This window comes from Amycolatopsis sp. NPDC104863 (genome assembly GCF_055582965.1).
Genome location: NZ_JBVJOW010000001.1, coordinates 1,809,793 through 1,830,839 on the forward strand (window position 1 = coordinate 1,809,793; position 21,047 = coordinate 1,830,839).

General features: G+C 72.7%; 20 protein-coding genes. 9 read left to right on the plus strand and 11 right to left on the minus strand.

Annotated elements, in window-relative coordinates; genetic code table 11:
• Positions 1 to 10: 10 nt before the first annotated feature.
• The 4 genes from ACZ63J_RS07995 to ACZ63J_RS08010 are packed head-to-tail and all read left to right on the plus strand — an operon-like array spanning position 11 to position 3,444.
• Complete coding sequence (locus tag ACZ63J_RS07995; RefSeq protein WP_465398577.1) at positions 11 to 403, plus strand: ATP-binding protein; 393 nt, start codon at positions 11 to 13, stop codon at positions 401 to 403.
• A complete protein-coding gene (locus ACZ63J_RS08000) occupies positions 396 to 2,024 on the plus strand; it encodes a PP2C family protein-serine/threonine phosphatase (protein WP_465398578.1) in 1,629 nt (542 codons plus the stop codon). The genes ACZ63J_RS07995 and ACZ63J_RS08000 overlap by 8 nt, the downstream gene beginning before the upstream one ends.
• The gene (locus ACZ63J_RS08005; protein WP_465398579.1) at positions 2,021 to 3,094 is read left to right on the plus strand and encodes a cobalamin B12-binding domain-containing protein; all 1,074 of its coding nucleotides are present in this window, start codon (positions 2,021 to 2,023) and stop codon (positions 3,092 to 3,094) included. Before ACZ63J_RS08000 ends, ACZ63J_RS08005 begins: the two co-directional genes overlap by 4 nt.
• A complete protein-coding gene (locus tag ACZ63J_RS08010) occupies positions 3,091 to 3,444 on the plus strand; it encodes an STAS domain-containing protein (protein ID WP_465398580.1) in 354 nt (117 codons plus the stop codon). The genes ACZ63J_RS08005 and ACZ63J_RS08010 overlap by 4 nt, the downstream gene beginning before the upstream one ends.
• Here the strand turns inward: ACZ63J_RS08010 and ACZ63J_RS08015 are convergent.
• Both ACZ63J_RS08015 and ACZ63J_RS08020 read right to left on the minus strand, forming a co-directional pair.
• Entirely contained in the window at positions 3,441 to 5,057 is a 1,617-nt protein-coding gene (locus ACZ63J_RS08015; RefSeq protein WP_465398581.1) for an MMPL family transporter, read from the minus strand. The genes ACZ63J_RS08010 and ACZ63J_RS08015 overlap by 4 nt on opposite strands.
• Entirely contained in the window at positions 4,955 to 5,506 is a 552-nt protein-coding gene (locus tag ACZ63J_RS08020; protein WP_465398582.1) for a hypothetical protein, read from the minus strand. The genes ACZ63J_RS08015 and ACZ63J_RS08020 overlap by 103 nt, the downstream gene beginning before the upstream one ends.
• A gap of 74 nt (positions 5,507 to 5,580) precedes the next feature.
• Between ACZ63J_RS08020 and ACZ63J_RS08025 the strand changes: the two genes are divergently transcribed.
• The 3 genes from ACZ63J_RS08025 (at position 5,581) to ACZ63J_RS08035 (ending at position 6,874) form a co-directional block, all read left to right on the plus strand.
• Complete coding sequence (locus ACZ63J_RS08025; RefSeq protein WP_465336741.1) at positions 5,581 to 6,033, plus strand: MarR family winged helix-turn-helix transcriptional regulator; 453 nt, start codon at positions 5,581 to 5,583, stop codon at positions 6,031 to 6,033.
• 123 nt (positions 6,034 to 6,156) lie between these two features.
• Entirely contained in the window at positions 6,157 to 6,282 is a 126-nt protein-coding gene (locus tag ACZ63J_RS08030) for a hypothetical protein (protein WP_465336743.1), read from the plus strand.
• Positions 6,283 to 6,442: 160 nt separating this feature from the next.
• Positions 6,443 to 6,874 (plus strand): hypothetical protein, encoded by a 432-nt coding sequence (locus tag ACZ63J_RS08035; RefSeq protein WP_465398583.1) that lies wholly within the window; start codon positions 6,443 to 6,445, stop codon positions 6,872 to 6,874.
• Positions 6,875 to 6,941: 67 nt separating this feature from the next.
• On the opposite strand, the gene ACZ63J_RS08040 is transcribed toward ACZ63J_RS08035, so the two are convergent.
• The 5 genes from ACZ63J_RS08040 to ACZ63J_RS08060 form a co-directional block, all read right to left on the minus strand.
• A complete protein-coding gene (locus ACZ63J_RS08040; protein ID WP_465305579.1) occupies positions 6,942 to 7,568 on the minus strand; it encodes a DUF4360 domain-containing protein in 627 nt (208 codons plus the stop codon).
• Positions 7,569 to 7,750: 182 nt separating this feature from the next.
• Complete coding sequence (locus ACZ63J_RS08045; RefSeq protein ID WP_465398584.1) at positions 7,751 to 8,617, minus strand: spermidine synthase; 867 nt, start codon at positions 8,615 to 8,617, stop codon at positions 7,751 to 7,753.
• Positions 8,617 to 8,976 (minus strand): adenosylmethionine decarboxylase, encoded by a 360-nt coding sequence (speD, locus tag ACZ63J_RS08050; RefSeq protein WP_465398585.1) that lies wholly within the window; start codon positions 8,974 to 8,976, stop codon positions 8,617 to 8,619. The genes ACZ63J_RS08045 and speD overlap by 1 nt, the downstream gene beginning before the upstream one ends.
• Positions 8,969 to 10,108, minus strand: coding sequence for a type III PLP-dependent enzyme (locus ACZ63J_RS08055; RefSeq protein ID WP_465398586.1), 1,140 nt, complete (start codon positions 10,106 to 10,108; stop codon positions 8,969 to 8,971). Before ACZ63J_RS08055 ends, speD begins: the two co-directional genes overlap by 8 nt.
• Before the next feature lie 22 nt (positions 10,109 to 10,130).
• Complete coding sequence (locus tag ACZ63J_RS08060) at positions 10,131 to 12,680, minus strand: glutaminase domain-containing protein (protein ID WP_465398587.1); 2,550 nt, start codon at positions 12,678 to 12,680, stop codon at positions 10,131 to 10,133.
• A 209-nt stretch (positions 12,681 to 12,889) separates the two neighbouring features.
• Between ACZ63J_RS08060 and ACZ63J_RS08065 the strand changes: the two genes are divergently transcribed.
• Positions 12,890 to 14,494 carry an amidohydrolase gene (locus ACZ63J_RS08065; RefSeq protein ID WP_465398588.1) on the plus strand — a complete coding sequence of 535 codons (1,605 nt, stop codon included), beginning with the start codon at positions 12,890 to 12,892 and terminating at the stop codon, positions 14,492 to 14,494.
• On the opposite strand, the gene ACZ63J_RS08070 is transcribed toward ACZ63J_RS08065, so the two are convergent.
• The 3 genes from ACZ63J_RS08070 to ACZ63J_RS08080 all read right to left on the minus strand — a co-directional run bounded on the left by ACZ63J_RS08070 (position 14,463) and on the right by ACZ63J_RS08080 (position 16,970).
• Positions 14,463 to 14,768, minus strand: coding sequence for a DUF1883 domain-containing protein (locus ACZ63J_RS08070; protein WP_465398589.1), 306 nt, complete (start codon positions 14,766 to 14,768; stop codon positions 14,463 to 14,465). The genes ACZ63J_RS08065 and ACZ63J_RS08070 overlap by 32 nt on opposite strands.
• A gap of 97 nt (positions 14,769 to 14,865) precedes the next feature.
• Positions 14,866 to 16,317 carry a hypothetical protein gene (locus ACZ63J_RS08075; RefSeq protein WP_465398590.1) on the minus strand — a complete coding sequence of 484 codons (1,452 nt, stop codon included), beginning with the start codon at positions 16,315 to 16,317 and terminating at the stop codon, positions 14,866 to 14,868.
• A 170-nt stretch (positions 16,318 to 16,487) separates the two neighbouring features.
• Complete coding sequence (locus tag ACZ63J_RS08080; protein ID WP_465336757.1) at positions 16,488 to 16,970, minus strand: MarR family winged helix-turn-helix transcriptional regulator; 483 nt, start codon at positions 16,968 to 16,970, stop codon at positions 16,488 to 16,490.
• A gap of 28 nt (positions 16,971 to 16,998) precedes the next feature.
• Here ACZ63J_RS08080 and ACZ63J_RS08085 point away from each other — a divergent pair, with 28 nt between their 5' ends.
• Positions 16,999 to 18,444, plus strand: coding sequence for a phenylacetate--CoA ligase family protein (locus ACZ63J_RS08085; RefSeq protein ID WP_465398591.1), 1,446 nt, complete (start codon positions 16,999 to 17,001; stop codon positions 18,442 to 18,444).
• Here ACZ63J_RS08085 and ACZ63J_RS08090 read toward each other — a convergent pair.
• Complete coding sequence (locus ACZ63J_RS08090) at positions 18,441 to 21,011, minus strand: tetratricopeptide repeat protein (protein WP_465398592.1); 2,571 nt, start codon at positions 21,009 to 21,011, stop codon at positions 18,441 to 18,443. The two genes, ACZ63J_RS08085 and ACZ63J_RS08090, sit on opposite strands and share 4 nt — an antisense overlap.
• Between the last annotated feature and the right edge of the window lie 36 nt (positions 21,012 to 21,047).

The following is a 21,047-nucleotide window of genomic DNA, read 5'->3' on the forward strand; positions in this document are numbered from 1 at the left end:
GGAGGCGGACGTGAAACTGCGAGCTGTCCGGCACGAGCTCGGCATCTCCGCCGACCTCACCGAACTGGCCAAGGTCCGGTCCTGGGTCCGCGCCGTCCTGTGCGACCTGCCGGCCCACGTGGTCGGCACCGCCGTCATGGTGGTCGACGAGCTGACGTCCAACGCGCTGCGCCACGGCCGCGCGCCCTACCACGTCCGGCTGCTCCCCGGCGCCGCCAAGCTGCGGATCGAGGTCGACGACGGCGCCGGTGAGCCCGCCCGCCGCCGGGCGCCGTCCGACCACGGCGGGCGCGGTCTCCTGCTGGTCGAGCGCTGCGCGGCGGCGTGGGGCCAGCTGCGCCGGCCCACCGGCAAGACGCTGTGGGCCGAGCTGCCCACCGAGCCCGGGCCGGTCCATGGCTGAGCGCGTGCGCACGGCGCCCGCCGCCCCCGTGGTCGTCGACCGGGGCTGGGAAGCCGCGCCCACGGCCGCGGTCGTCGCCGACGGCGCCGGCGTGGTCCGGATCCTCAACGAAACCGCGCGTGAGCTCTTTCCCGGCGCCCGGCCCGGCTCCCCGCTCACCGGCACGGTCGCGGACTGGCTGGCCGACGCGCACGAGGCGTCAGCCGACGAGGTCGTCCGCGGCGAAGTCGGCGAACGGGCCTTCGCGGCCCATCCGATCCCGCACGGCGACGCGACGACGTGGTGGCTGATCGAGGAGACCGACGTCCTGGCGGCCCGGGAGTCGCTGGCCCAGGAGCAGCGGCGGACGGCGTTCCTCAGCGACGCGTCCGCGGCCCTGCTGGGCTCGCTCAACCTCGAACGCTGCATGGAGGTCGCCGCGCGGCTGGCCGCGGAGCACCTCGCCGACGCCGCCCTCGTGCTCGCCCCGACCACCGGTGGGAGCTTCCCCGCCGTCACCTGCGTCCGCGGCGGTGAGCCGGCGCGGTCCCGGCTGGAGATCGACCCGGACGAGCTGCCCGGTCTCGGCGAGGCCCTGCAGGGCTTTCCGCCGGTGCCTTCGCGCTGGCTCGACCCGGACGCCGCGCCCGGCTGGGTGCTGCCCGGGGACTTCGGGCCGGTCGGCTCGATCGTCGTCACGCCGCTGCCCGGCCACGGCGTCCCGGCGGGTGCCCTGGTGCTGCTGCGCAGCGGCGACCGGGCGTCGTTCACCGACCAGGAAGAGCTGTTCGCGCGCCTGTTCGCGGCGCGCGCCGGCGCGGCGATGTCGGCGGCGCGGGTGTTCGCGCAGCAGGCGTCGATCACCGACACGCTGATGCGCGAGCTGCTCCCGCCGACCCTCGAACAGCTCGGCGGGGTCGAGTTCGCCGGCCGGTACCGCCCGGCCCGCGACGGCGAACGGATCGGCGGCGACTTCTACGACGTACACTCGGCCGTCACCACCGACGGCGAAGAGGCGCTGGCCGTGCTCGGCGACGTCTGCGGCAAGGGTCTCGACGCCGCCGTGCTCACCGGGAAGATCCGCACCACGCTGCGGGCGCTGCTGCCGATGGCGGGTGACCACCACCGGCTGCTCGACCTGCTGAACCGGACGCTCGGGGACAACCAGGACGCCCGGTACGTGACGCTGGTGTTGGCCTCGGCCCGCCGCGAGGGCGCCACCGTCCGGCTGCGCGTCACCTGCGCGGGACACCCGCCGCCGCTGGTCGCGCGGGCCGACGGCCGGGTCGAGGAGGCCGAAAGCCGCGGCAGCCTGATCGGCGTGCTGCCGGAGATCGAGTCGGTGAGCGCGGACATCACGCTCGAGCCCGGTGAGACCTGCCTGCTCTACACCGACGGGATCATCGAGGCGAAGGGCGGCCCGCTGGGCGACGCCATGTTCGGTGAGCAGCGGCTCCAGGAGATCGTCGCCGAGTGCGCGAACATGCCCGCCGACGCCGTGGTCGAGCGGGTGCAGATGGTCGCGTCGCAGTGGATCGGGCGCGGCGCCCACGACGACATGGCCGTCCTGGCGATCACCGCGCCACGCGGGCAGCACCTGGCCGCGGTCGGCGGCCACAGTCGCGGGAGGTACACCGCATGAGCACCGCGACCCGCCCGGCGGCCGGCGTGGCCGGGCAGGCCGAACGGCTCTGGGACGCCGTCACGGCCGGGGACGAGTACGCCGCCGGTGACGTCGTCGTCCAAGCGCTCGGCGACGGGACGGACCCCGAGAGCGTGCTGCTCGACGTCATCGGCGCAGTGCAGCGGCGTGTCGGGCAGGAGTGGGCGGCCAACCGGCTCACCGTCGCGCAGGAGCACGCGGCGACCGCGATCAACGACCGCGTCATCGCGACGTTCGGGTACGTGCTGCGGCGGCCCGAGCCGCACCTCGGCCGCGTCACGGTCGCGTGTGTCGACGGTGAGTGGCACGCGATGCCCGCCCGGCTGCTCGCCGAGGTGCTGCGGCTGCGCGGGTTCCACGTCGACTACCTCGGCGCCCAGGTGCCGGCCCCGCACCTGGTGGCGCACCTGCACCGCACCGGGCCGGACGCGGTCGCGCTGTCCAGCTCGATCGCCACCCGGCTGCCGACCGCGCACGCCACGATCACCGCGTGCCAGGCGGCGGCCACCCCGGTCATCGCGGGCGGCGCCGCTTTCGGGCCCGACGGCCGGTACGCGCGGCTGCTCGGCGCCGAAGCCTGGGCCCCGGACGCGCGCACGGCCGCCGACCGGCTGACCGAGCCGCTCCCCCGCCCGCACGGCGCGCACCAGCCGCTCGACGACCTGCCGCACCTGGCCGACCAGGAGTACACGCTGGTCACGCGCAGCTCCAGCCGGCTCGTGAAGGCGGTGCTGGCCGGGCTGGAGGAGCGGATCCCGGCCATGCGGGCCTACACCGACCAGCAGCGCCAGCACACGGCCGAGGACGTCGCGCACATCGTCGAGTTCCTGGCGACGGCGTTGTACGTCGGCGACGCCGAGCTGTTCATCGGCTTCCTGACCTGGACCGCCGGCATCCTCACCGCGCGCGGTGTCCCGGCCGCCTCGCTGGTGCCCGCCCTCGACCTGCTGGAGACGGAGCTGCGCGACTTCCCCCGGGCCACCGGCTTCCTCCGCGACGCGCGCACGCACCTGGCGGACGCGGCCGCCGGATCGGGGCTGTCGGCATGACGAGCGCGTTGAACTGCACCTGGGACGTCCCGGACGCCACCACGGCCCACGTCGTGGTGGCCGGCGAGCTGGAGTTCACCACGGCGGCGCTGCTGCTGAAGCTGGTGACGGACCGCCTGGCCGAATACTCGGGCGTGCGCGACGTGCACCTCGACTGCGCCGGGATCACGTTCTGCGACTCGTCCGGGCTGTCGGTCCTGATCCGCGTCCACCGCGCGGTGACCACGGCCGGCGCCCGCCTGCACCTGGACAACCGGCAGCCGTCGCTCGACCGGCTGTTCATGCTGACCGGAACGGCGGCGTACCTGACCGGCGAGTCCCCGGCCGCCCGGGCCCGCGTCGACTCCTAGGCGTCCTTCCGGGCCAGCGCCGAGGGCCACCAGATCCGCCGGCCGACGTCCACGGTCAGGGCGGGCACCAGCAGCGACCGCACCAGGAACGTGTCCAGCAGGACGCCGAACGCCACGATGAACGCGATCTGGGCGAGGAACAGGATCGGGATCACCGCGAGCGCGGAGAACGTCGCCGCCAGCACCACACCGGCCGACGTGATCACCCCGCCCGTCAACGACAGCCCGCGCAGCGTGCCGTCGCGTGTTCCCCTCGTCAGTGCCTCTTCGCGCACCCGTGTCATCAGGAAGATGTTGTAGTCGATTCCCAGCGCCACCAGGAAGACGAACCCGAACAGCGGCACGACCGGGTCCGCGCCCGGGAAGCCGAGGACGTGGTTGAACACCAGCGCCGAGACACCCATCGTCGCGGCGAAGGACAGCACCACCGTCGCGATGAGCAGCAGCGGCGCCAGCAACGACCGCAGGAGCAGGGCGAGCACGGCGAAGATCACCAGCAGCACGATCGGGATGATCAGCTCGCGATCGTGCACCGACGTCTGCTGCGTGTCCAGCTGGATCGCCGTCGGGCCGCCGACCTTCGCGTTCGCGCCGGGCACCGCGTGCACGGCGTCCCGCAGCTTCCCGACGGTCGCGACCGCCGCTTCCGAGTCCGCCGGATCGTCGAGCACGGACAGGATCTGGACCCGGCCGCCGACCACCTTCGGCTTCCCGTCGGGGCCCGGCAACGGCAGCGACTGCGCCACGCCGGCCGGCTTCGCCGCGGCGAGCACGGCGGGCAGCGCGTCCGCGTCGGCGATCGTGATCGCGGGCGCGCCGAGCCCGCCCGGGAAGTGCCGGCCGAGGACCTCCTGGCCCGTCCCGGACTCGACCTGGGTGAGGAAGACGTCCGACTGCGCGGTGCCGGACGCCTTGAGCTGGGGCAGGAACGCGACGCCGATGCCGAGCACGAGCGCCGTCACCACCCAGACCGCGCGCGGCCGCCGGCCGACCAGCCGGGCCACCCGGCCCCAGATCCCGGACGTCTCGGGGTGCGGCGAGCCGAGTGCCGGCTTGAACGGCCAGAACGCGCCGCGCCCGCACAGGGCCAGCACGGCGGGCAGGAACGTGGTCGACGCGAGCAGCGCGGAACCGATGCCGATGGCCGCGACCGGGCCGAGGCCCTTGTTCGAGTTGAGGTCGCTGAACAGCAGGCACAGCACCCCGAGGATCACGGTGCCGGCCGACGCGGCGATCGGTTCGAGCGTCGCGCGCCAGGCGAGCTTGAGCGCGTCGAACCGGCTCGGGGTGTCGCGCAGCTGCTCGCGGAAGCGCGCGACGGTCAGCAGCGCGTAGTCGGTCGCCGCGCCGAACACGAGGATCGAGAGAATGCCCTGGCTCTGGCCGTTGAGCGCGAGGACGTCGTTCTTGGCCAGCAGGTAGACGACGAGGCTCGCGAGCCCGAGCGCGAACACCGCCGACAGCAGCACCAGGAACGGCAGCAGCGGGCTGCGGTAGACGACGATGAGGATCAGCGCGACCACGCCGCCGGCGACGAGCAGCAGGATGCCGTCGATGCCGCCGAACGCCTTGACCAGGTCGGCGATCTGCCCGGCCGGCCCGGTGACGAGCACGGTGAGCCCGGCCGGGGCGCCGGTGAGCCGCTCGCGGACCTCCTTGACGACGTCGGCGGGGGGTTGCCGTCGGCGAAGATCGGCACCGCGAGCTGCACGGCCTGGTCGTCGCGCGGCGCGTTTTCGGGTTTCCCGAGCGGGCCCATGACCCCCGGCACGCTGCCGAGCTCCCGCGCCTTGGCCTCGAGGAACCGGCGGTCGTCGGCGGTCAGGCCGCTCGGGCGCTCGGCGACGACGGTCGCGGGGAGCACCTGGCGGGAGCTGAACGCCTTCTGCTCGTCGGAGACTTCGGTGGCTTCGGCCGAGCGCGGCAGGAAGGCGGCGTTGTCGTTCTTCGCGACTTCGCTCAGCTTCCCGGCGAAGGGGCCGCCGAAGCCGCCCAGCCCGAGCCAGGCGATCACCAGGAGCGCGGGGATCAGCCAGCGGAGGCGGCGCGGCTTCTCGTTCATGGTCGCTAAGGTCCTTTCGTGGGCGGACACGCCCAATTGTTCAGCAGGCTGAACATTCTGCACGACGACCCGGAGTGACGGTGAGCACAACCCCCGAACCCGACCTGAGCACCTGGCCGACCGGCCGGCTGCTCGCGGTCGCCGCGCGGCTCGTGGAGCAGCGCTGGGCGGCCGTGCTCGCCGAAATGGGGCTCACCCACGCCGGACTGATCGCGCTGCACGTCCTGCGCGACGGCCCGCTCCCCCAGCGGACGCTGGCCCAGCGCTGCCAGGTCACCGACCAGACGATGAGCCGCACGCTCGACCGGCTCGCGAAGGCGGGTTTTGTCACCCGGACGGCTGACCCGGCGGACGCGCGCCGGCACCTGACCCGGCTCACCCCGCGCGGCCGGACCGTCCACGACCGGGCGGTGCGCGCCGAACCCGCACTGCTCGGTGGGCTCGGCGAGGACAGCACCTTCCGCGCCGGCCTGCTGGAGTTGATCACGCGGCTGTCCGCGGAGGATCGAGACCAACCGGTGACCTGAGCGGCCCCGCCCAGGCCGCGGGGTGTACGCGAGGCGCCACTGTGCGCTTGAGGCCCCGGCCGAGCTCACCCGGGCGATTCACTTCCCGCGGGCCTGGGTAGGTCTTCTTCCATGTGGATCGCGGTGAGCACCCCAGTGGCCCTCCTGATCGCAACCGTCCTGATGGAGCGGTTCGAGCGACGATGCACGCTGACGCCCGCCACGAAGGGCGAACCGGCCGAGCTGCCGGCTTCCGGCGCTCTCGACTAGCCGTCCTTTGTAGACAGCCGGACGACGCTCCCCCTCCTGCGTCGCCTGGCCACCTTGATGTGATCCACGTCTCATTCCTCCCCGTCGAGAACCCCGGGGTCACCCCGCGGCGACTGACGAAGCAGATCCGGCGGACTCCGGATCGAGGGAGGAGAACACCATGCGCACCAAGGCCACCCGCACGGTGACCGGACTGGCCGCGGCGGCCGGGCTCGTCACGGCGGTGAGCATCGGGATCGCCGGCGGCGCGTCGGCGGCGCCGGGAACCACGGAGGGGACCATGACCACCACGAACCAGCCGGAGCCGCCGAAGGGCGCCCGGGCCACCGTGCAGGTGAGCCCGAACCCGACGACGCAGCGCGGCCAGGAAGTGACCATCACCGGCAGCTGCGGCGGCGGCACCGGGCTCAAGTCGGTGCTCGGCGGCTTCCCGGAGCACCCGGCACTGGAGAACATCCGGATCGTCGACGCCGGTCCGGACCACTTCGTCGCCAAGGCGACCGTGGCACAGCACATCGGGAACGGCGTCGGCCCGGTCTTCGTCGACTGCGGCGGCGAAGCGGGAGTGACACTTCTGGTGACCCACGTCTGACCCGGCCGGGCCCGCTCACCGGGAATCACCTCCGATGAGCGGGCCATCCGGGCCGATTCCGCGGAATTCAGCAGGTCTTCCACGCGAAGTGGTAAATCGTGTCCACGCTCGCGTGTTCGGAATCCATTTCGATGTAACTCGCCCCCGAGGAGGTGCCCGCGTCGGCCCGCAGTTCCGCATTGATGTTCAGGTTGCGGTCCTCACCGCAGGGCGCGAACACGAGCTCGGCGACGTCGGTGACGTCGGTGGCGCGCCACACGCCGTGGAACGGCCCGGGGAAGGTGTGGCGCACCCGGGCGGTCGGCGACGTCCCGGCGAAGTAGTAGTTGGCCTGCTCGAGCGCGCTCGCCCCGCTCTCGATGTGCGCGAAGCCGCGGTACTCGGCCGAAGCGATCGCGTACGTGAATCCTTGGGGCACATGGACGAGCACGTTGATCTGGCAGTTCTTCCGGGCGTCGAGCGCGGAGGAGCCGCCGCCGGCCTTGGCGGTGAAGTTCGAGTAGTGCACCGTGAACGCCGTGTTGTCCGACGCGACGTCGGCCGAGGCGGTCGCCGTGCCGGCCGGGCAGCCGGACCCGTTGATGGTCTTGATGTCGAGCGTGATCCTTTGGTCGGGAGCCGAATCCGCCACGGATTCGACGGGTGCGGCGACGGCGGACAGAATCATTCCGGCTACGACCAACATACCGAGCATGACGCTCCTCCAAATGGGCCACGGTGCCTTTTGATCACGATGATCGCGCGCGGAACGGATCGTAGCGCGATCGCAACCTTTTCGACGGCCACTGAACGGAGTAACACGGCGACCCGGCGTGCGGGAAATCCATTTCCCGCTCATTCATCTTTCAACAATGGGATATTGTGAAAATCGGCGTCTCAAAACTGGTCTGGACCAGTATCGCGCCGGAGCGAAAGCGGCGGGGTCGAGCCGGCGAGCAGCGCCTCGGCGTCCAGCGTCGCCGCGCCGCTCCCCCGCTCCGCGAACCGCCGGGCCACCAGCGCGCCCGGGTCGGCGACGTGGTCCGCGCGCCCGGAGAGGAACGCCCACTCGTGCTCGTCGGACCCGAAGTACAGCACCGTCCCGAACACCTCGCGGAACCGCCGCCACGACGCGCGCAGCGTCTCGTTGCGCCACAGCGTCGGGCAGCCGGCCTGGCAGGTCACCACCCCGCCCGGGGCCAGCACCCGCAGGCACTGGCGGAGGAAGTCCGTGCCATACAGGCGGTTGTGCTGCGCTTCGGGGTCGGTGTTCTCGTCCGGCAGGTCGATCACGACCACGTCGTAGTGGCCGGCGGGCGCCGCGGCCAGGAACGCCCAACCGTCCTCATAGGACACCCGGACCGGGCCCTCGCCCCGCGTCGCGAGCGCCAGCTCCTCGGCGGTGTAGCCGTAGGGCAGGTGCTCGGCGCAGGCCCGGACGGCCTGCTCGTCGATGTCGACGTGGTCGACGTGCGTGGCGCCGGCGTCGACCGCGAGCTGACTGGCGACCCCTTCGCTCGAGCCGATCACCAGCACCTGCCGCACCTGGTCGGCCAGCAGCAGCGCGGGCACCATCAGCGCCTCGTGGTACACCAGCTGGCTCGCCTCGGTGCTCTGGCGCTCGCCGTCGCAGAAGAGCGAAACCCCCTGCGCGGTCTTGCCGATCAGCACCTCCTGGTACGGCGTGCGCGCGTCGAACACGACGTCGCCGACCGCCCAGACGCGGGTGAGGCCGGCGCCGACCGGCTCGTGGATCGAGGGCATCAGCGTTCTCCCCGGTGGACGACGGACAGGTGGACCGAGCCGGCGTCGAGCGCCTTCGCCAGCAGCCGCAGCGCATGCTCGGGGTCGGCGCGGTCACCGCAGGTGAACACGTCGGCGAAGAGCGACCCGTGCTCGGGGTAGGTGTGCACGGACGCGTGCGACTCGGCCAGCAGCGCGATCACCGTGGCGCCCTGCGGCGCGAACCGCTTCGCCACGACGTCGACGACCGTCGCGCCCGCCTCCGTCACGGCCGCGCGGAGCAGCTCGCCCAGCCGGGGAGCGTCGTCGAGCAGGCCCGGGTCGATGCTGTGCAGCTCGGCCAGGACGTGCCGGCCGGTGAACCGGCCGATCTCAGGCATCACCCCACCGCCCGACGCAGTACGTGCGCAGCGGCTCGATGCCGTTGAACGCCACCGACGCGTAGCTGGCGGTGTAGGCCCCGGTGCCGGGCAGGTCGAGCCGGTCGCCGGTCCGCAGGGCCAGTGGCAGCTCGTACGGCGTCCGCTGGTAGAGGACGTCGTCGCCGTCGCAGGTCGGCCCGGCGAGCACCACGGGCCCGCTCGGGCCGCCGGCGTCGACCGGCTCGAACCGGTAGGCGATCGCCTCGTTCTCGGCCTCGGCGAGCCCGTTGTACCGGCCGATGTCGAGGTACACCCAGCGCCGCTCACCCCGGTGCGCCACGAGCACGACCTCGGTGCGCAGCAGGCCCGCGTCCGCGACCAGCACGCGTCCCGGCTCGAGCAGCAGCTCCGGCCGTCCGGCCGGGAAGTGCGTGTCGAGCGCCGAGGCGATCGTCGTCGCGTACGCGGCCAGCGGCGGGACGGCGGTGCGGTGGGTGGTCGCGAAGCCGCCCCCGAGGTTGAGCCGCGTCAGCATAACGCCTTGGGCCGCGGCCTCGGCGAACAGCTTCGCCGCGGTCGCGATCCCGATCTCCCACGCGGTGACGTCCGGCTGCTGCGACCCGACGTGGAAGGCGATCCCCGGCCGCAACCCCAGCGCGGCCGCGCGCAGCACCAGGTCTAAGGCCTCCGCGGGCTCACAACCGAACTTCCGGCCGAACGGCGTCACCGAGTCCGGTGCCTCGAGCACGACCCGGATCGAGACGGCCGAGCCCGGGGCGTGCCGGGCCAGGTGGTCGACGTCGTCGGGCGCGTCGGAGGTGAACTCGCGGACCCCGCGTTCGAAGGCGAAGGTGATGTCACGGGGTTTCTTGATCGGGTTGCCGTAGGCGAGGTCCGCCGGGTCGGCGCCACGCTCGAGGCACAGCGCCAGCTCGGCCGGCCCGGCGACGTCGAAGCCGACCCCGGCGGCCACCAGCGCGTCGAGCACCGGCGGCGCCGGGTTGGCCTTGACGGCGTACCGGACCAGCGCGCCCGGGAACGCCGAACGGAACTCGCGCGCCCGCACCGCGACGGCGTCGGTGTCGACGACGAGGCACGGAGTCGGCGGGTCCCGGTCCTCGAGGAACCGGCGAAGGGGTTCGGCGCACACGGCGCCAGTCTCGCAAACGGCGTCAGGCGAACCGCCACAGGTGGTCCGGTGACCCGTTGTCGTCCCACTGGGTCACCTGCGCGCCGTCGGCCGTGGACTGCTGGTCGACGGCCATCACCTTGCCGCTGCGGACGTTGACCAGCTTCGACCAGCCGCCGCCCGCGTCGACGATCCGCCAGTTGTGGTCGGGGGTGCCGTTGTCCTGGAACTGCTGGACGTGGGCGCCGTTGTCGAGGCTCTGGTCGTGGACCGCCAGGACCTTGCCGCTGTTGCGGTTGACGATCCGGACGGTGCCGTCCCCGTTGTCCACGACCGCCCAGAGGTGGTCGGCCGTGCCGTTGTCGCTCCACTGCGTCACCTCGGCCGTGTCGGCCAGCGACATGTTCGACACCGCCAGCACCTTGCCGGAGCGCTGGTTCTGCAGCTTCCGCCACGCGGTCGTCGACGCCGCCGGGCGGGTCAGCAGCGCCAGGTAACCGCCCGCCACCGGGCGGGCCTGGAAACCGCGCTGGGTGGCGTCGGCCACGACGTACCAGTCGCTGAACGGGACGCGCTGCGGCGTGGTGTTCGCGTAGCTGTAGACGCCCTCGACCAGCGTCGTCCGGATGTTCGGCTGGTCGGTGAGCCACGCGGCGGTCCACAGCTCCCAGTCGGCCTTCGTGTAGTTGTTGCGCGGGTCGAGCAGCACCCCGTGGGCGCTCGCGCGGCCCTGGTACCAGGCCGCCTCCTGCGTCGCGACGCCGAGCGGGACCAGGTCGAGGCCGAGCACGCGGTCGGCGAAGCCGTTGTACTTCAGGCTCCAGGTGCCGGGCTGGTCGTAGGCCAGCTTGAGGTGCTGGTTCGACGGGTCCTGCGCCAGCGTCACCCACTGGCTGACGTAACCGCGGGAGACCGACCGGTACCGCTGGGCGTCGGCGGTGTTGCCGGTCGCGGCGGCGATGATCCCCATCGCCCCGACGCCGATGATGCCCTTGAGCGCGAGGTTGGCGCTGTGGGCGATGAACCCGGTGAAGTCGTCGGTCTGGTTCTGGAAGCCCGGATCGAGGGTGTTGCCGACGAGGTACTCGGCCCACTGCCGCAGGATCCGGTAGTGGGTGTTCGCGAAGGCGGCGGCGTCGGCCGAACCGAGCCGCTGCACCAGCGCGGCGGCCATGATCAGCAGGTTGGCCGACTCCTCGACCGGCATGCTCTCCTCGTTGCCGTCGTTGTGCCCGGTCGCGTCCGGGTAGTGGGTGCCGAGGTCGTGCTCGGCGTACTGCATCGGCCAGCCGCCGCGCTCGGCGTAGTCGAGCAACGGCTCCAGGACCAGCCGCAGGTACGCCGGGGAAAGGTAGAGGTAGGCCGGGAACGCCGGATAGGTGACGTCCACAGTGGACATGTTGCCGTTGGAGGAGATCTCCTTGAGGAAGCCCCACGGCGCGCCGCCGCGGTCGACCAGCTCGGTGCCGCCGAACGCCTGCCGCAGCGCCAGCGCGCAGATTCCCGCGTAGTGCTCGCCGGTGGTCCCGCCGCCGGCCGCGGCGACGGCGTCGTCGTGCAGCCGCTGGTCGATCGCGGTCGCGGCGCTCAGCGCGCTCGCGTAGTCGTCGGCGAACCAGACCGCCATGTCCTGCCAGCTGCCCCAGTAGTGCGTCCACCAGGGCCGCAGCTCGGCGCCGAGGTAGCGCACGGCGGGCGTCCGGACGTGCCCGATCGCCAGCGTGAACGGCGCCGACGTGCCGCCGGCCGCGATCGTGCCGAGGTCCTTGTTGAAGGCGAGCACCGGCCAGCGGTCGCTGATCGCGCGGGGCTGGGCGGTGTCGCTGGTGTTGCTCAAGGCTCCTTGGCCGGCGGACGCGGCGCGCACGACGGTGTCCTGCCCGATCTGCCAGCTGACCCCGGACGCCGGCGCGGCCAGCACCAGCGAGCCCCAGCCGGCCTGGTCGCCGTTCTCCTGCAGCACACCCGGGCTCGCGGGGGTGCAGCTCAGCAGCGTGTAGCCGCCCGCTTGCTGCCGCGTCCAGGTGACCGGCGTCGAGGTGTTCCCGTGCACCCACTCCGCGGAGGTGTCGAAGTGCAGGTCGACGGCGTGGGCGCGGCCGTCGGCACTGGCGGCCTGGAGCGTCACGTAGCCGAACGGGACGCTCTGGCGCTGCAGGTTCGCCGGGTCGACCGGCGAGAAGAACGTGACGGTGAGGTTCACCCCGCCGCCGGTCAGGACGTAGGTCGAGCGGGTGCCGGTGACCTGCAGGCTGACCTGCGTCATCGGCGTGAGCGCGGGTCCGCTCGGCAGGGCGGGCTGCCCGGCGAAGACGTAGGCGGCGCCGTCGATGCGGGCGAGACCGCAGAGGGCGGTGATGTGCCCGGTCCAGAAGCTCGACCAGGTGCCGGGGAGGTTGTCGGCGGGCTGCCAGGTGGACAGGTACGGCGAGCGGACGATCAGCGGCGTCGCGGGCGGCCGGATCGGGCCGAAGGTGCCGGCGGCGGCCGCGCCGCCGGGCAGCCAGAGCGCCGCGGCGACGGCGGCGGCCGTCCCTCCGGCGAGCCGGAGCAGGTCACGGCGGGTCAGGTGATCGCGTTCTCGGACGGACATCGGTGTCCCCTTCCACGGCGGCGAACAGCGCAGGCCCACTTTTACATCGTTGGTACAACGTTGTAAATCCGCCGATGGTCGGTCCGGGAAGGGCCACCGGACCACCGGGTCCGCAGGTCCGGTGGCCTTTTCGAGCCATCGGCGGGGTCGCTCCGCTCGTCTTGCCGAGCACCCCGGCCCTCCCCCGCCGATGCGGCAAGATCGGGCGCATGCACGCCGACCTCGTCTTCACCGGCGGGCCGGTCTTCACGCCCGGCGGCCGGGCAGCGGGGCCGGTCGCCGTCACCGGCGGGCGGATCACCGCCGTCGGCGGCGACCCGAAACCCCTGATCGGACCGCGCACCGAAGTGGTCGACCTGCACGGCCGGCTGGTGCTGCCCGGGTTCCAGGACGCGCACGTCCACGCCGTCGGCGCCGGGATCGAGCTCGGCCGCTGCGACCTCACCGGCGCCACGACGGTCGCGCAGTGTCTCGACGCAGTCGCCGCGTATGCCGCTTCCCACCCGCGGCTCGAGTGGCTGACCGGCAGCGGCTGGTCCCTGGAGACGTTCGAAGGCGGCCTGCCGCACCGGCGGCTGCTCGACGGCGTCGTCGCGGACCGGCCGGTCGTGCTCATCAACCGCGACCACCACGGCGCGTGGCTCAACGGCGCGGCGCTCACCCGCGCCGGGATCACCGGCGACACTCCGGACCCGCCCGACGGGCGCATCGAGCGTGACGCCGACGGCGTCGCGACCGGCGTCCTGCAGGAAGGCGCGATGGACCTCGTCATCCGCCTGCTGCCCCCGAGCACCCCCGCGGACGAGCTCGCCGGGCTGCTGCGCGCGCAACGGCTGCTGCACTCCTTCGGCGTCACCGCGTGGCAGGACCCGCTGCTCGGCGAGTACGGCGGAATGCCCGACCCGGCCGGCGCGTACGCCGACGCCACGGCGCGGGGCGCGCTGACCGCCCGGGTCACGGGCGCCCTCTGGTGGGACCGCGGCCGCGGCGCCGACCAGCTCCCGGACCTGCTGGACCGCCGGGAGTCATTGCGCCGCAAGGGGTTCCCTGCCCGCGGCGTCAAGATCATGCTGGACGGCATCGCCGAGAACCGGACCGCGGCCCTGCTGAGCCCGTACCGGTGCGGTGACCACAGTGGACTGAGCTTCGTCGACCCGGTGGCCTTGCGCGAGCACGTCACGCTCCTGGACGCACACGGCTTCCAGGTGCACTTCCACGCGCTCGGCGACCGCGCGGTGCGCGACGCGCTCGACGCCGTCGAGGCGGCCCGCGCCGCGAACGGCCGGACCGGTCACCGGCACCACCTCGCGCACGTGCAGGTGGTGCACCCCGACGACGTCCCGCGGTTCCGGCGGCTCGGCGCGACCGCGACGATCCAGCCACTGTGGGCCGTGCACGAACCGCAGATGGACGAGCTGACCATCCCCTTCCTCGGCGCCGGCCGGGCGGCGTGGCAGTACCCGTTCGGCGCCCTGCTGCGGTCCGGGGCCACCCTGGCCGCCGGGAGCGACTGGCCGGTGAGCAGCCCCGACCCGCTGCAGGGCATCCACGTCGCGGTCACCCGCACGCCGTACGGGGAAGACGTGCCCCCGTTCTTCCCGGCGCAGCGGATCGGCCTCGGCGCGGCGATCACGGCCTACACGGCGGGTTCGGCGTACGTGAACCACTTCGACGACACCGGCTCGATCCGGCCGGGCCGGCGCGCCGATCTGGTGGTGCTGGACCGCGATCCCTTCGACGGCCCCGAAAACGAGATCGGGGCCGCGAAGGCCGAACTGACCTTCATCGGGGGCCGGTGCGTCCACGGGCCATGACGGCCGGTTCCGGCTCGACGGTCACCCGCGGGCGCAGGGGCAGGTTCTCCAGCCCCTCGACGTCGAGCACCAGGAACCAGTGCGCGTTGGCCGGAATGTGGATCTTGAACATCGGTGTGGTGGCCACCCCGCCGTGCATCCGGTAGTACTGCCGGCGCCGGTATGCCTGGTAGTTGACCGCCGTCAGCAGCCTGACGTTGGCCATCGCGTCCAGGCGGACGGTCACCAGCGCGTCTCTTCGCACCGTCCCGAGGTCGAACACGTTCGCTTCCATCTTTCGTCCCTGCTTCCACGCGTGGGTTCTGAGGTGGGTCGCGGGCAGCGCGGAGCACGCCGCGAGCACACGACGGAGCGGAGGTTCGGGACGGGACCTAACCGGGGCCGGTGCCCGGTTCGCACGCTCGCCAGAGCGGGTGGAAGTCACCATGCGACTGCGCGAAGCCCCTGCCGGAGTCGGGGGCGAAGTCGGCGGTCAGGAAGGCGGGCGGGATCGGGGAGCCGCCGCCGACGGTGGCATCGGCGGGAGCGGGGCTTCGCGGGGCCGGCGGGTTCTGGGGGTGGTTCTTCTTTTTCTGGAGCAGCTGCGGTTTGTGCAGCGGCTGGGCCTGGGTTCCGGATCCGGCTTCGGCCGCGTTGGGTCCGGTCGTGCGGGCTTTGGTGGCCGCGGCGGGGCGGGCGGGTTCCGCGGACTGGGGTGAATCCGGGGTTGTCGCTTGGGGTGTGTGCTGGGGATTCGCCTCGCGGGTGGGTGCGAGCGGCTGGTCGGCGACGGGGCTCCCGGCGGGCGGGGCGGTTGTGCCGGGGCGGGCACCGTCGTTGCCGGCGGGGGCCACGACTTCGGTCACCGGGGCGACGAGGTCGGTGACCGGCTTGACGATCGGGGCGGTCGCTTCGGTCAGCGGCGCGACGAGGTCGGTGACCGGCTTGACGACGGGTTTCGCGACGTCGGTGATCGGCTGCAGCACCGATCCGACGGTGCGCGCCACGGGTGCGGCGGCCTGGACCACGGGAGCGGAGATGGGCTCGACGAGGTGCGCCACCGGCTCGACCACCGGTGCGGCGGCCTTGACCACCCGCGCAACCGGCTCGACCACGGGAGCGGCGGCTTTGACTACCCGCGCCACCGGCTCAACGACAGGCGCAGCACTCTCGACCACTCGCGCAACCGGCTCAACCACCGGTGCGGCGGTCTTGACCACTCGCGCTACGGGCTCGACCACCGGTGCGGCGGCCTTGACCACCTGCGCAACCGGCTCGACCACGGGAGCAGCGGCCTTGACCACCCGGGCCACCGGCTCAACCACCGGTGCGGCGGCTTTGACCACCTGCGCAACCGGCTCGACCACGGGAGCAGCGGCTTTGACTACCCGGGCCACCGGCTCAACGACAGGCGCAGCACTCTCGACCACTCGCGCAACCGGCTCAACCACGGGCGCAGCAGTCTTCACAACCTGCGCAACCGGCTCCGCTACAGGCGCGGTGGCCACCCGCGCTACCGGCTCGACCGCCGAGGCGGCAGTCTCGACCACCAGCACCACCGGCTTCACCACGTCAGACGCGGCCTTCACTGCCGGCTCAGCCACAGGCGTACCGGACTTCACAACCCGCCCCACCGGCCCAACCGCCGAAGCAGCAGTCTCGACCACCGGCTTCCCCACATCACCCGCAGCCGCCACCACCGCAACTCCGGCCGGCGGCGAAGCCCCCGTCGCCGCTTGCGCGTGACCTGACACCAGCCACGACAGCAACCACAACCCCGCCACGGCCCCGGCCAGCATCAGCAGCCGACGCGCGGTGGTGGTCGCGTCGCTTGCCCGGGTCACGTCGGGGAACCTCCAGAGGCGAGAGCAGACCTGGGACTTACCCTCCAACGCCCCCGGTCACACTCACGCTACGGCTCCACTGCGTCTTCCACTCGTCCGGACCATCAGCAAGCCTGAGTAAAGACTCCAGTCGGCGGAGCCCGGTACCCCAGTCGCCACGACCAGGTTGATCAGGGTTCCTGAGCGTGGTGCATCAGCGCGCCCAACGCCGTGATGCCGTGCTGGAGGCCTTCGCGGAACGTCGCGCGCTGGCCCGGGCTCAGGTCCGCGAGCAACGCGTCCTCCACCTCCGCCACCGCCGGCGCGCAGTCGGCGAGCAGGCCGCGGCCGGCTTCGGTGAGGCCCGCCAGCAGCACCCGCTTGTTGCCCGGCTTGGGGGTGCGCGCGATCAGTCCGCGCTTTTCCAGCGCCAGCACCATTTCGTGCATGGTCTGCGGCCGCAGGAACGACCGGCGCGCCAGCTGGGCCGACGACAGCGCGCCGCTGGCTTCGAGGACCGTCAGCGCCGTGTACTGCAGCGTGGTCAGCCCGAGCGGCCGCAGCGCGTCGTCGAGCAGAGCCCTGACCACCAGCTCGAGCCGTTTGACCAGGTAGAGGGTCAACGGCGCGCCGGCGGGCTGCTGCTCCGCGGTGGTGCTCACGCCGCCCATCATGACACGCGGCGGCCGTTATGCTGCGATCATGGACCACGCTCGGCAGACCCGCGTGCGGCAGGCGTTCGACACCTTCTTCGCCCCGCCCGCGCCCCCGCCGGAAAGCCACGTCCTCGACCTCTTCCACCGCACCGCCGAAACCGTGCCCGCGTACCGGAAGTTCCTGCAGGAGCACGGCATCACGCCTGCCGACGTCGCAACGATGGCGGACTTCCGCACGCTGCCGCTGGTCGACAAGGCCGGCTACCACCGGAAGTACCCGCTGCCCGAACTGTGCCGCGACGGCACGTTCGCCGGGCTCGACATGATCGCCGTCTCCTCCGGCTCGAGTGGGCACCCGACGATCTGGCCCCGCTCGCTCGAGGACGAGCTGCACGTCGCCCGGCGGTTCGAACAGGTGCTGGTGGACGCCTTCGACGCCGGCGAGCGCGGCACCCTCGCCGTCGTCTGCTTCCCGCTCGGCACCTGGGTCGGCGGCCTCTTCACCACGGCGTGCGTGCGTCACCTCGCGGCCAAGGGCTGCCCGATCACCGTGGTGGCGCCGGGCAACAACAAGGCGGAGATCCTGCGGGTGCTGCCCGAGCTCGCGCCGCACTTCGAGCAGGTCGTGCTGCTGGGTTATCCGCCGTTCGTGAAGGACGTCGTCGACACCGGGCTCGCCGAAGGCCTCGACTGGCCCGCGTACTCGGTCAAGCTCGTGCTCGCCGGTGAGGTCTTCAGCGAGCAGTGGCGGGACCTCGTCGCGCAGCGGGCCGGGATCGCCGACCCGGTCCGCGACATCGCCTCGCTCTATGGCACCGCCGACGCCGGCGTGCTCGGCACTGAAACGCCGGTGTCGGCGGGCATCCGCCGGTTCTTCGCCGACCACCCGGACCTCGCCCGCGAGGTCTTCGGCGACGCGCGGCTCCCGACGCTCGTGCAGTACGACCCGGCCAGCCGCTTCTTCGAGGTGCACGAGGGCACGCTCGTCTTCACCGGCGACGGCGGCATCCCGCTGATCCGCTACCACATCGCCGACGACGGCGGGGTCCTGCCGCACGACGAGCTGCTCGCCTACTGCGCCCGCCACGGCTTCACGCCGCCGCCTGGGCCGGAGCTGCCGTTCGTGTACGTGTTCGGCCGGTCGCTGTTCACCGTCTCCTTCTTCGGCGCGAACGTCTACCCGGAGAACGTCACCGTCGGCCTGGAGCAGCCCGGCATCAGCGACGTGGTGACCGGGAAGTTCGTCATCGAGGCGGTCGAGGACGCCGACCGCGACCGGCGGCTGCGCATCACCGTCGAGACGGCGCCGGGCGCGACCGCCGACGCCGCGCGGATCGCGGAGTCGGTGCGCGCGCAGCTGTGCCGGCTCAACAGCGAGTTCGCGCACTACGTCCCACCGGAGCGGCAGCTGCCCGACGTCGTCCTGCGGCCCGCCGGGGATCCCGAGTACTTCCCGGTCGGCGTCAAGCACCGCTACACGCGGCCGGCCTAGGCGCGGGCGAGCTTCCGGAACCGTTCACGGCGTTCGCCGGCCGACGAGCCGTCGGCGATGTCGTCGTCGAACCACGAGCAGAGTGCGGCCCACAGCTCCGCGCGGGCGGTGAACTCCTCCTCCGTCACCAGCGCGCCCTCGAACTCCGCGATGTCGGTCACCAGCTGGTCGAGCCGCTGGTCGCAGAGCCGCACGTACTCGCGGACGACGACGTTGGCGTCGAGGCCGGTCTTGCCGCGCGAGCCGGCCGCGCCGCGCAGCTGGGCGTGCAGCCGGTCCTCGCTGTAGAGCGGGAACCCGCTGATCGAACCCGGGTACCCCGAGTCGGCCGACCACTCGCGGAACGCGCAGATCGCCTGGTAGCGGGTGTACCAGTCCTGTTTCCCGGTGGCCAGCCGGGAAAGCTTCCGCCAGGCGTCACGGTCGGCCGAGCGCCAGCGGTCGAGCGTCCGGCCGTCCGGCCGCGGCCCGGGATCGAGGATGCGGACCCGCCAGAAGTGCGCCCGGCACGCGGCGATCTCGCCGACGAGGTGCCGCACGTAGCTGACCTGCTCCCAGACGTGGGCGCGCTGCGGCCGCAGCGGGGCGGCCCGGTCCGGGGAGAAGGTGACCATCTCGAAGACGCGGAACAGCTCGTGCCCGCGCAGCGCGGCGAGGTCGGGGTCCTCCCCCATCACCCACGAGCGGCGCTCGGGCAGCCGTCCGCTGTGGCTGATCGTCGCGGCGTGGTAGAGCTCGCGGATCGCGCGGCGCGCCACTTCGTCCCGCGCTTCGCCGGTGAGACGCGGGTTGCGGGCCCGGTCGCGCAGATCCCGTTCCCCGCGGGGACCGACTTCGAGCATGGCGACGGCGTAGACGCTCGCCGCGTTGTAGCACTCTTCCCACGACTTGCGTCCGCCCGCGGCCTCGACCGTGTCGTCGAGCCTCTGCGGGTCCGGCGGCCACCGCCGGTCCGGGCAGACGTCGGCCAGCTTCACGCGGCTGCGGGGGTAGGCCGGGCGGGGTTCGGGGACGGCGCCGGACATCGGCTCGACGTCGGCCATCGCGCGCCGCACCACCGTCCAGATCAGAGACAGCTCGAGCGCGCGGTTCGTCAGCTGCTGCCAGCTGCGGGTCCAGCGCCGGCCGAACCGGCGGTAGTCCTCGAGGAGCCGCTCGATCTCGTACTGCGAAAGCGCGCCGAGGTACGACCGCATCTCCGCGGCCCGCTGGTTGTACTCGGCCAGCTGCTCCGGCGTCGCCTCCTGGACGACCAGTTCGCGCGCCGGCACCCGCAGCACCCGGCGGTGCAGCTCGAGCCGCTTCTCCCGCGGGATCGGGTACGGCCGTGTCCGGACATCGAGCTCGACGTACCGGCGGAACCGCAGTTCCAGCGCCGCCCGTAGTTCGGCGCGGCGCAGCGCCCGTGCGTCGTCGGGCGCGCTCGCGGTCGTGCGCCGCACCCACCACGAGCCGGCCACGGAGTCGCCGTGGCCGAGCACGAGGGCGTGCCGGTACCGGGCGATCAGCAGCGCGACGTCCCGGCCGCGGCCGGCGTGACGCGGCTGCCGCGCGAAGTCGGGGCCGATCCACCAGCGGGCGAGGGCCGGCTTTCCCCGGCTGCAGACGGTGATCACGTCGTCGTAGGTGGCGAGCGCGTCGAGATGCAGGTCGAGCTGCTCCTGCAGCGCCGCGATCTCGAGTCTGATGTAGACGTTCGACGGGTCGAGGCTGACCGCGCGGTAGTACTCGGCGAGGGCTTCGTCGTAGCGGCGGTAGGTGACGAAGTGGTTGGCGCGCTGGTAGGCGTCGAAGAGCTCGTAGGGGATCTTCGCGTCGCGCCAGGCGGCCCAGTGGATGTTCGTGCGCACGTAGGCGCTGCGCGGGATGACCAGCGCGGCGACGGCGTTCGCGGCCCGGTGCAGCACCCGCGGCCAGTTCTCGTCCTCGATCACCAGCGGGCTGGCCGCGAACCGCGGGACGCGCACGAGCTCGAGGATCAGCTGGTAGCGGCCCGCGGTGTTGCCCGGCCGGACCGTGCCGGTGACGGTGAACGCGGCGGGCGGCTGCGCGAGCCGGATCAGCTTGGTGGCGGCCTTCCACCAGCCGTCGGCGGCGTCGCCGGCGTGCTCGACGATCTGGATGAAGTCGTACGAGCTGCCGACGCCCGGGACCGGCGTCGGTGTGTAGAGGCGGGAGTCGTTGAGGAACCGCTTGAAGGTGGCGGTCAGCTCGACGGCGGAGTCGATCTCGCGGTCGTGGCTGTCCGGCGCGCGTTCGTCGACGAAGAGCCGGATGTCGATCTGGTTGGCGCGGAAGGCGGCGGCTTCGAGCCGGGCCTTGCCGACGAAGTACAGGGTGAGGACGGCGGAGACGACCACGACGGACGTCTGCAGCACGGTCCAGGTGATGATGCTCGCGACCTTCGGGTCGCGGACGAACGTCCAGCTCTGGAAGAACGGCAGATAGGGCACCACGGCGAAGCTGACGGCGACGAGCCCGGCCGTCACCGCCGCGAACCACCACCTGATCCGGTGAGCCTTCGGCAGTTCGGCTTGGTCGAAGCCGGCATGTCGTCGCGCGGGCACCGTCGATCACCCCCTCGTGTCGCCAGGTTACTCGCA

Coding starts and splice junctions, on each gene's coding strand:
- ACZ63J_RS08000 (WP_465398578.1), top strand. CDS start 396: ATGGCTGAGCGCGTGCGCACGGCGCCCGCCGCCCCCGTGGTCGTCGAC.
- ACZ63J_RS08035 (WP_465398583.1), top strand. CDS start 6,443: ATGCGCACCAAGGCCACCCGCACGGTGACCGGACTGGCCGCGGCGGCC.
- ACZ63J_RS08060 (WP_465398587.1), bottom strand. CDS start 12,680: ATGTCCGTCCGAGAACGCGATCACCTGACCCGCCGTGACCTGCTCCGG.
- ACZ63J_RS08010 (WP_465398580.1), top strand. CDS start 3,091: ATGACGAGCGCGTTGAACTGCACCTGGGACGTCCCGGACGCCACCACG.
- ACZ63J_RS08085 (WP_465398591.1), top strand. CDS start 16,999: ATGGACCACGCTCGGCAGACCCGCGTGCGGCAGGCGTTCGACACCTTC.
- ACZ63J_RS08070 (WP_465398589.1), bottom strand. CDS start 14,768: ATGGAAGCGAACGTGTTCGACCTCGGGACGGTGCGAAGAGACGCGCTG.
- ACZ63J_RS08005 (WP_465398579.1), top strand. CDS start 2,021: ATGAGCACCGCGACCCGCCCGGCGGCCGGCGTGGCCGGGCAGGCCGAA.
- speD (WP_465398585.1), bottom strand. CDS start 8,976: ATGCCTGAGATCGGCCGGTTCACCGGCCGGCACGTCCTGGCCGAGCTG.
- ACZ63J_RS08065 (WP_465398588.1), top strand. CDS start 12,890: ATGCACGCCGACCTCGTCTTCACCGGCGGGCCGGTCTTCACGCCCGGC.
- ACZ63J_RS08045 (WP_465398584.1), bottom strand. CDS start 8,617: ATGCCCTCGATCCACGAGCCGGTCGGCGCCGGCCTCACCCGCGTCTGG.
- ACZ63J_RS08040 (WP_465305579.1), bottom strand. CDS start 7,568: ATGCTCGGTATGTTGGTCGTAGCCGGAATGATTCTGTCCGCCGTCGCC.
- ACZ63J_RS08080 (WP_465336757.1), bottom strand. CDS start 16,970: ATGATGGGCGGCGTGAGCACCACCGCGGAGCAGCAGCCCGCCGGCGCG.
- ACZ63J_RS08020 (WP_465398582.1), bottom strand. CDS start 5,506: ATGAACGAGAAGCCGCGCCGCCTCCGCTGGCTGATCCCCGCGCTCCTG.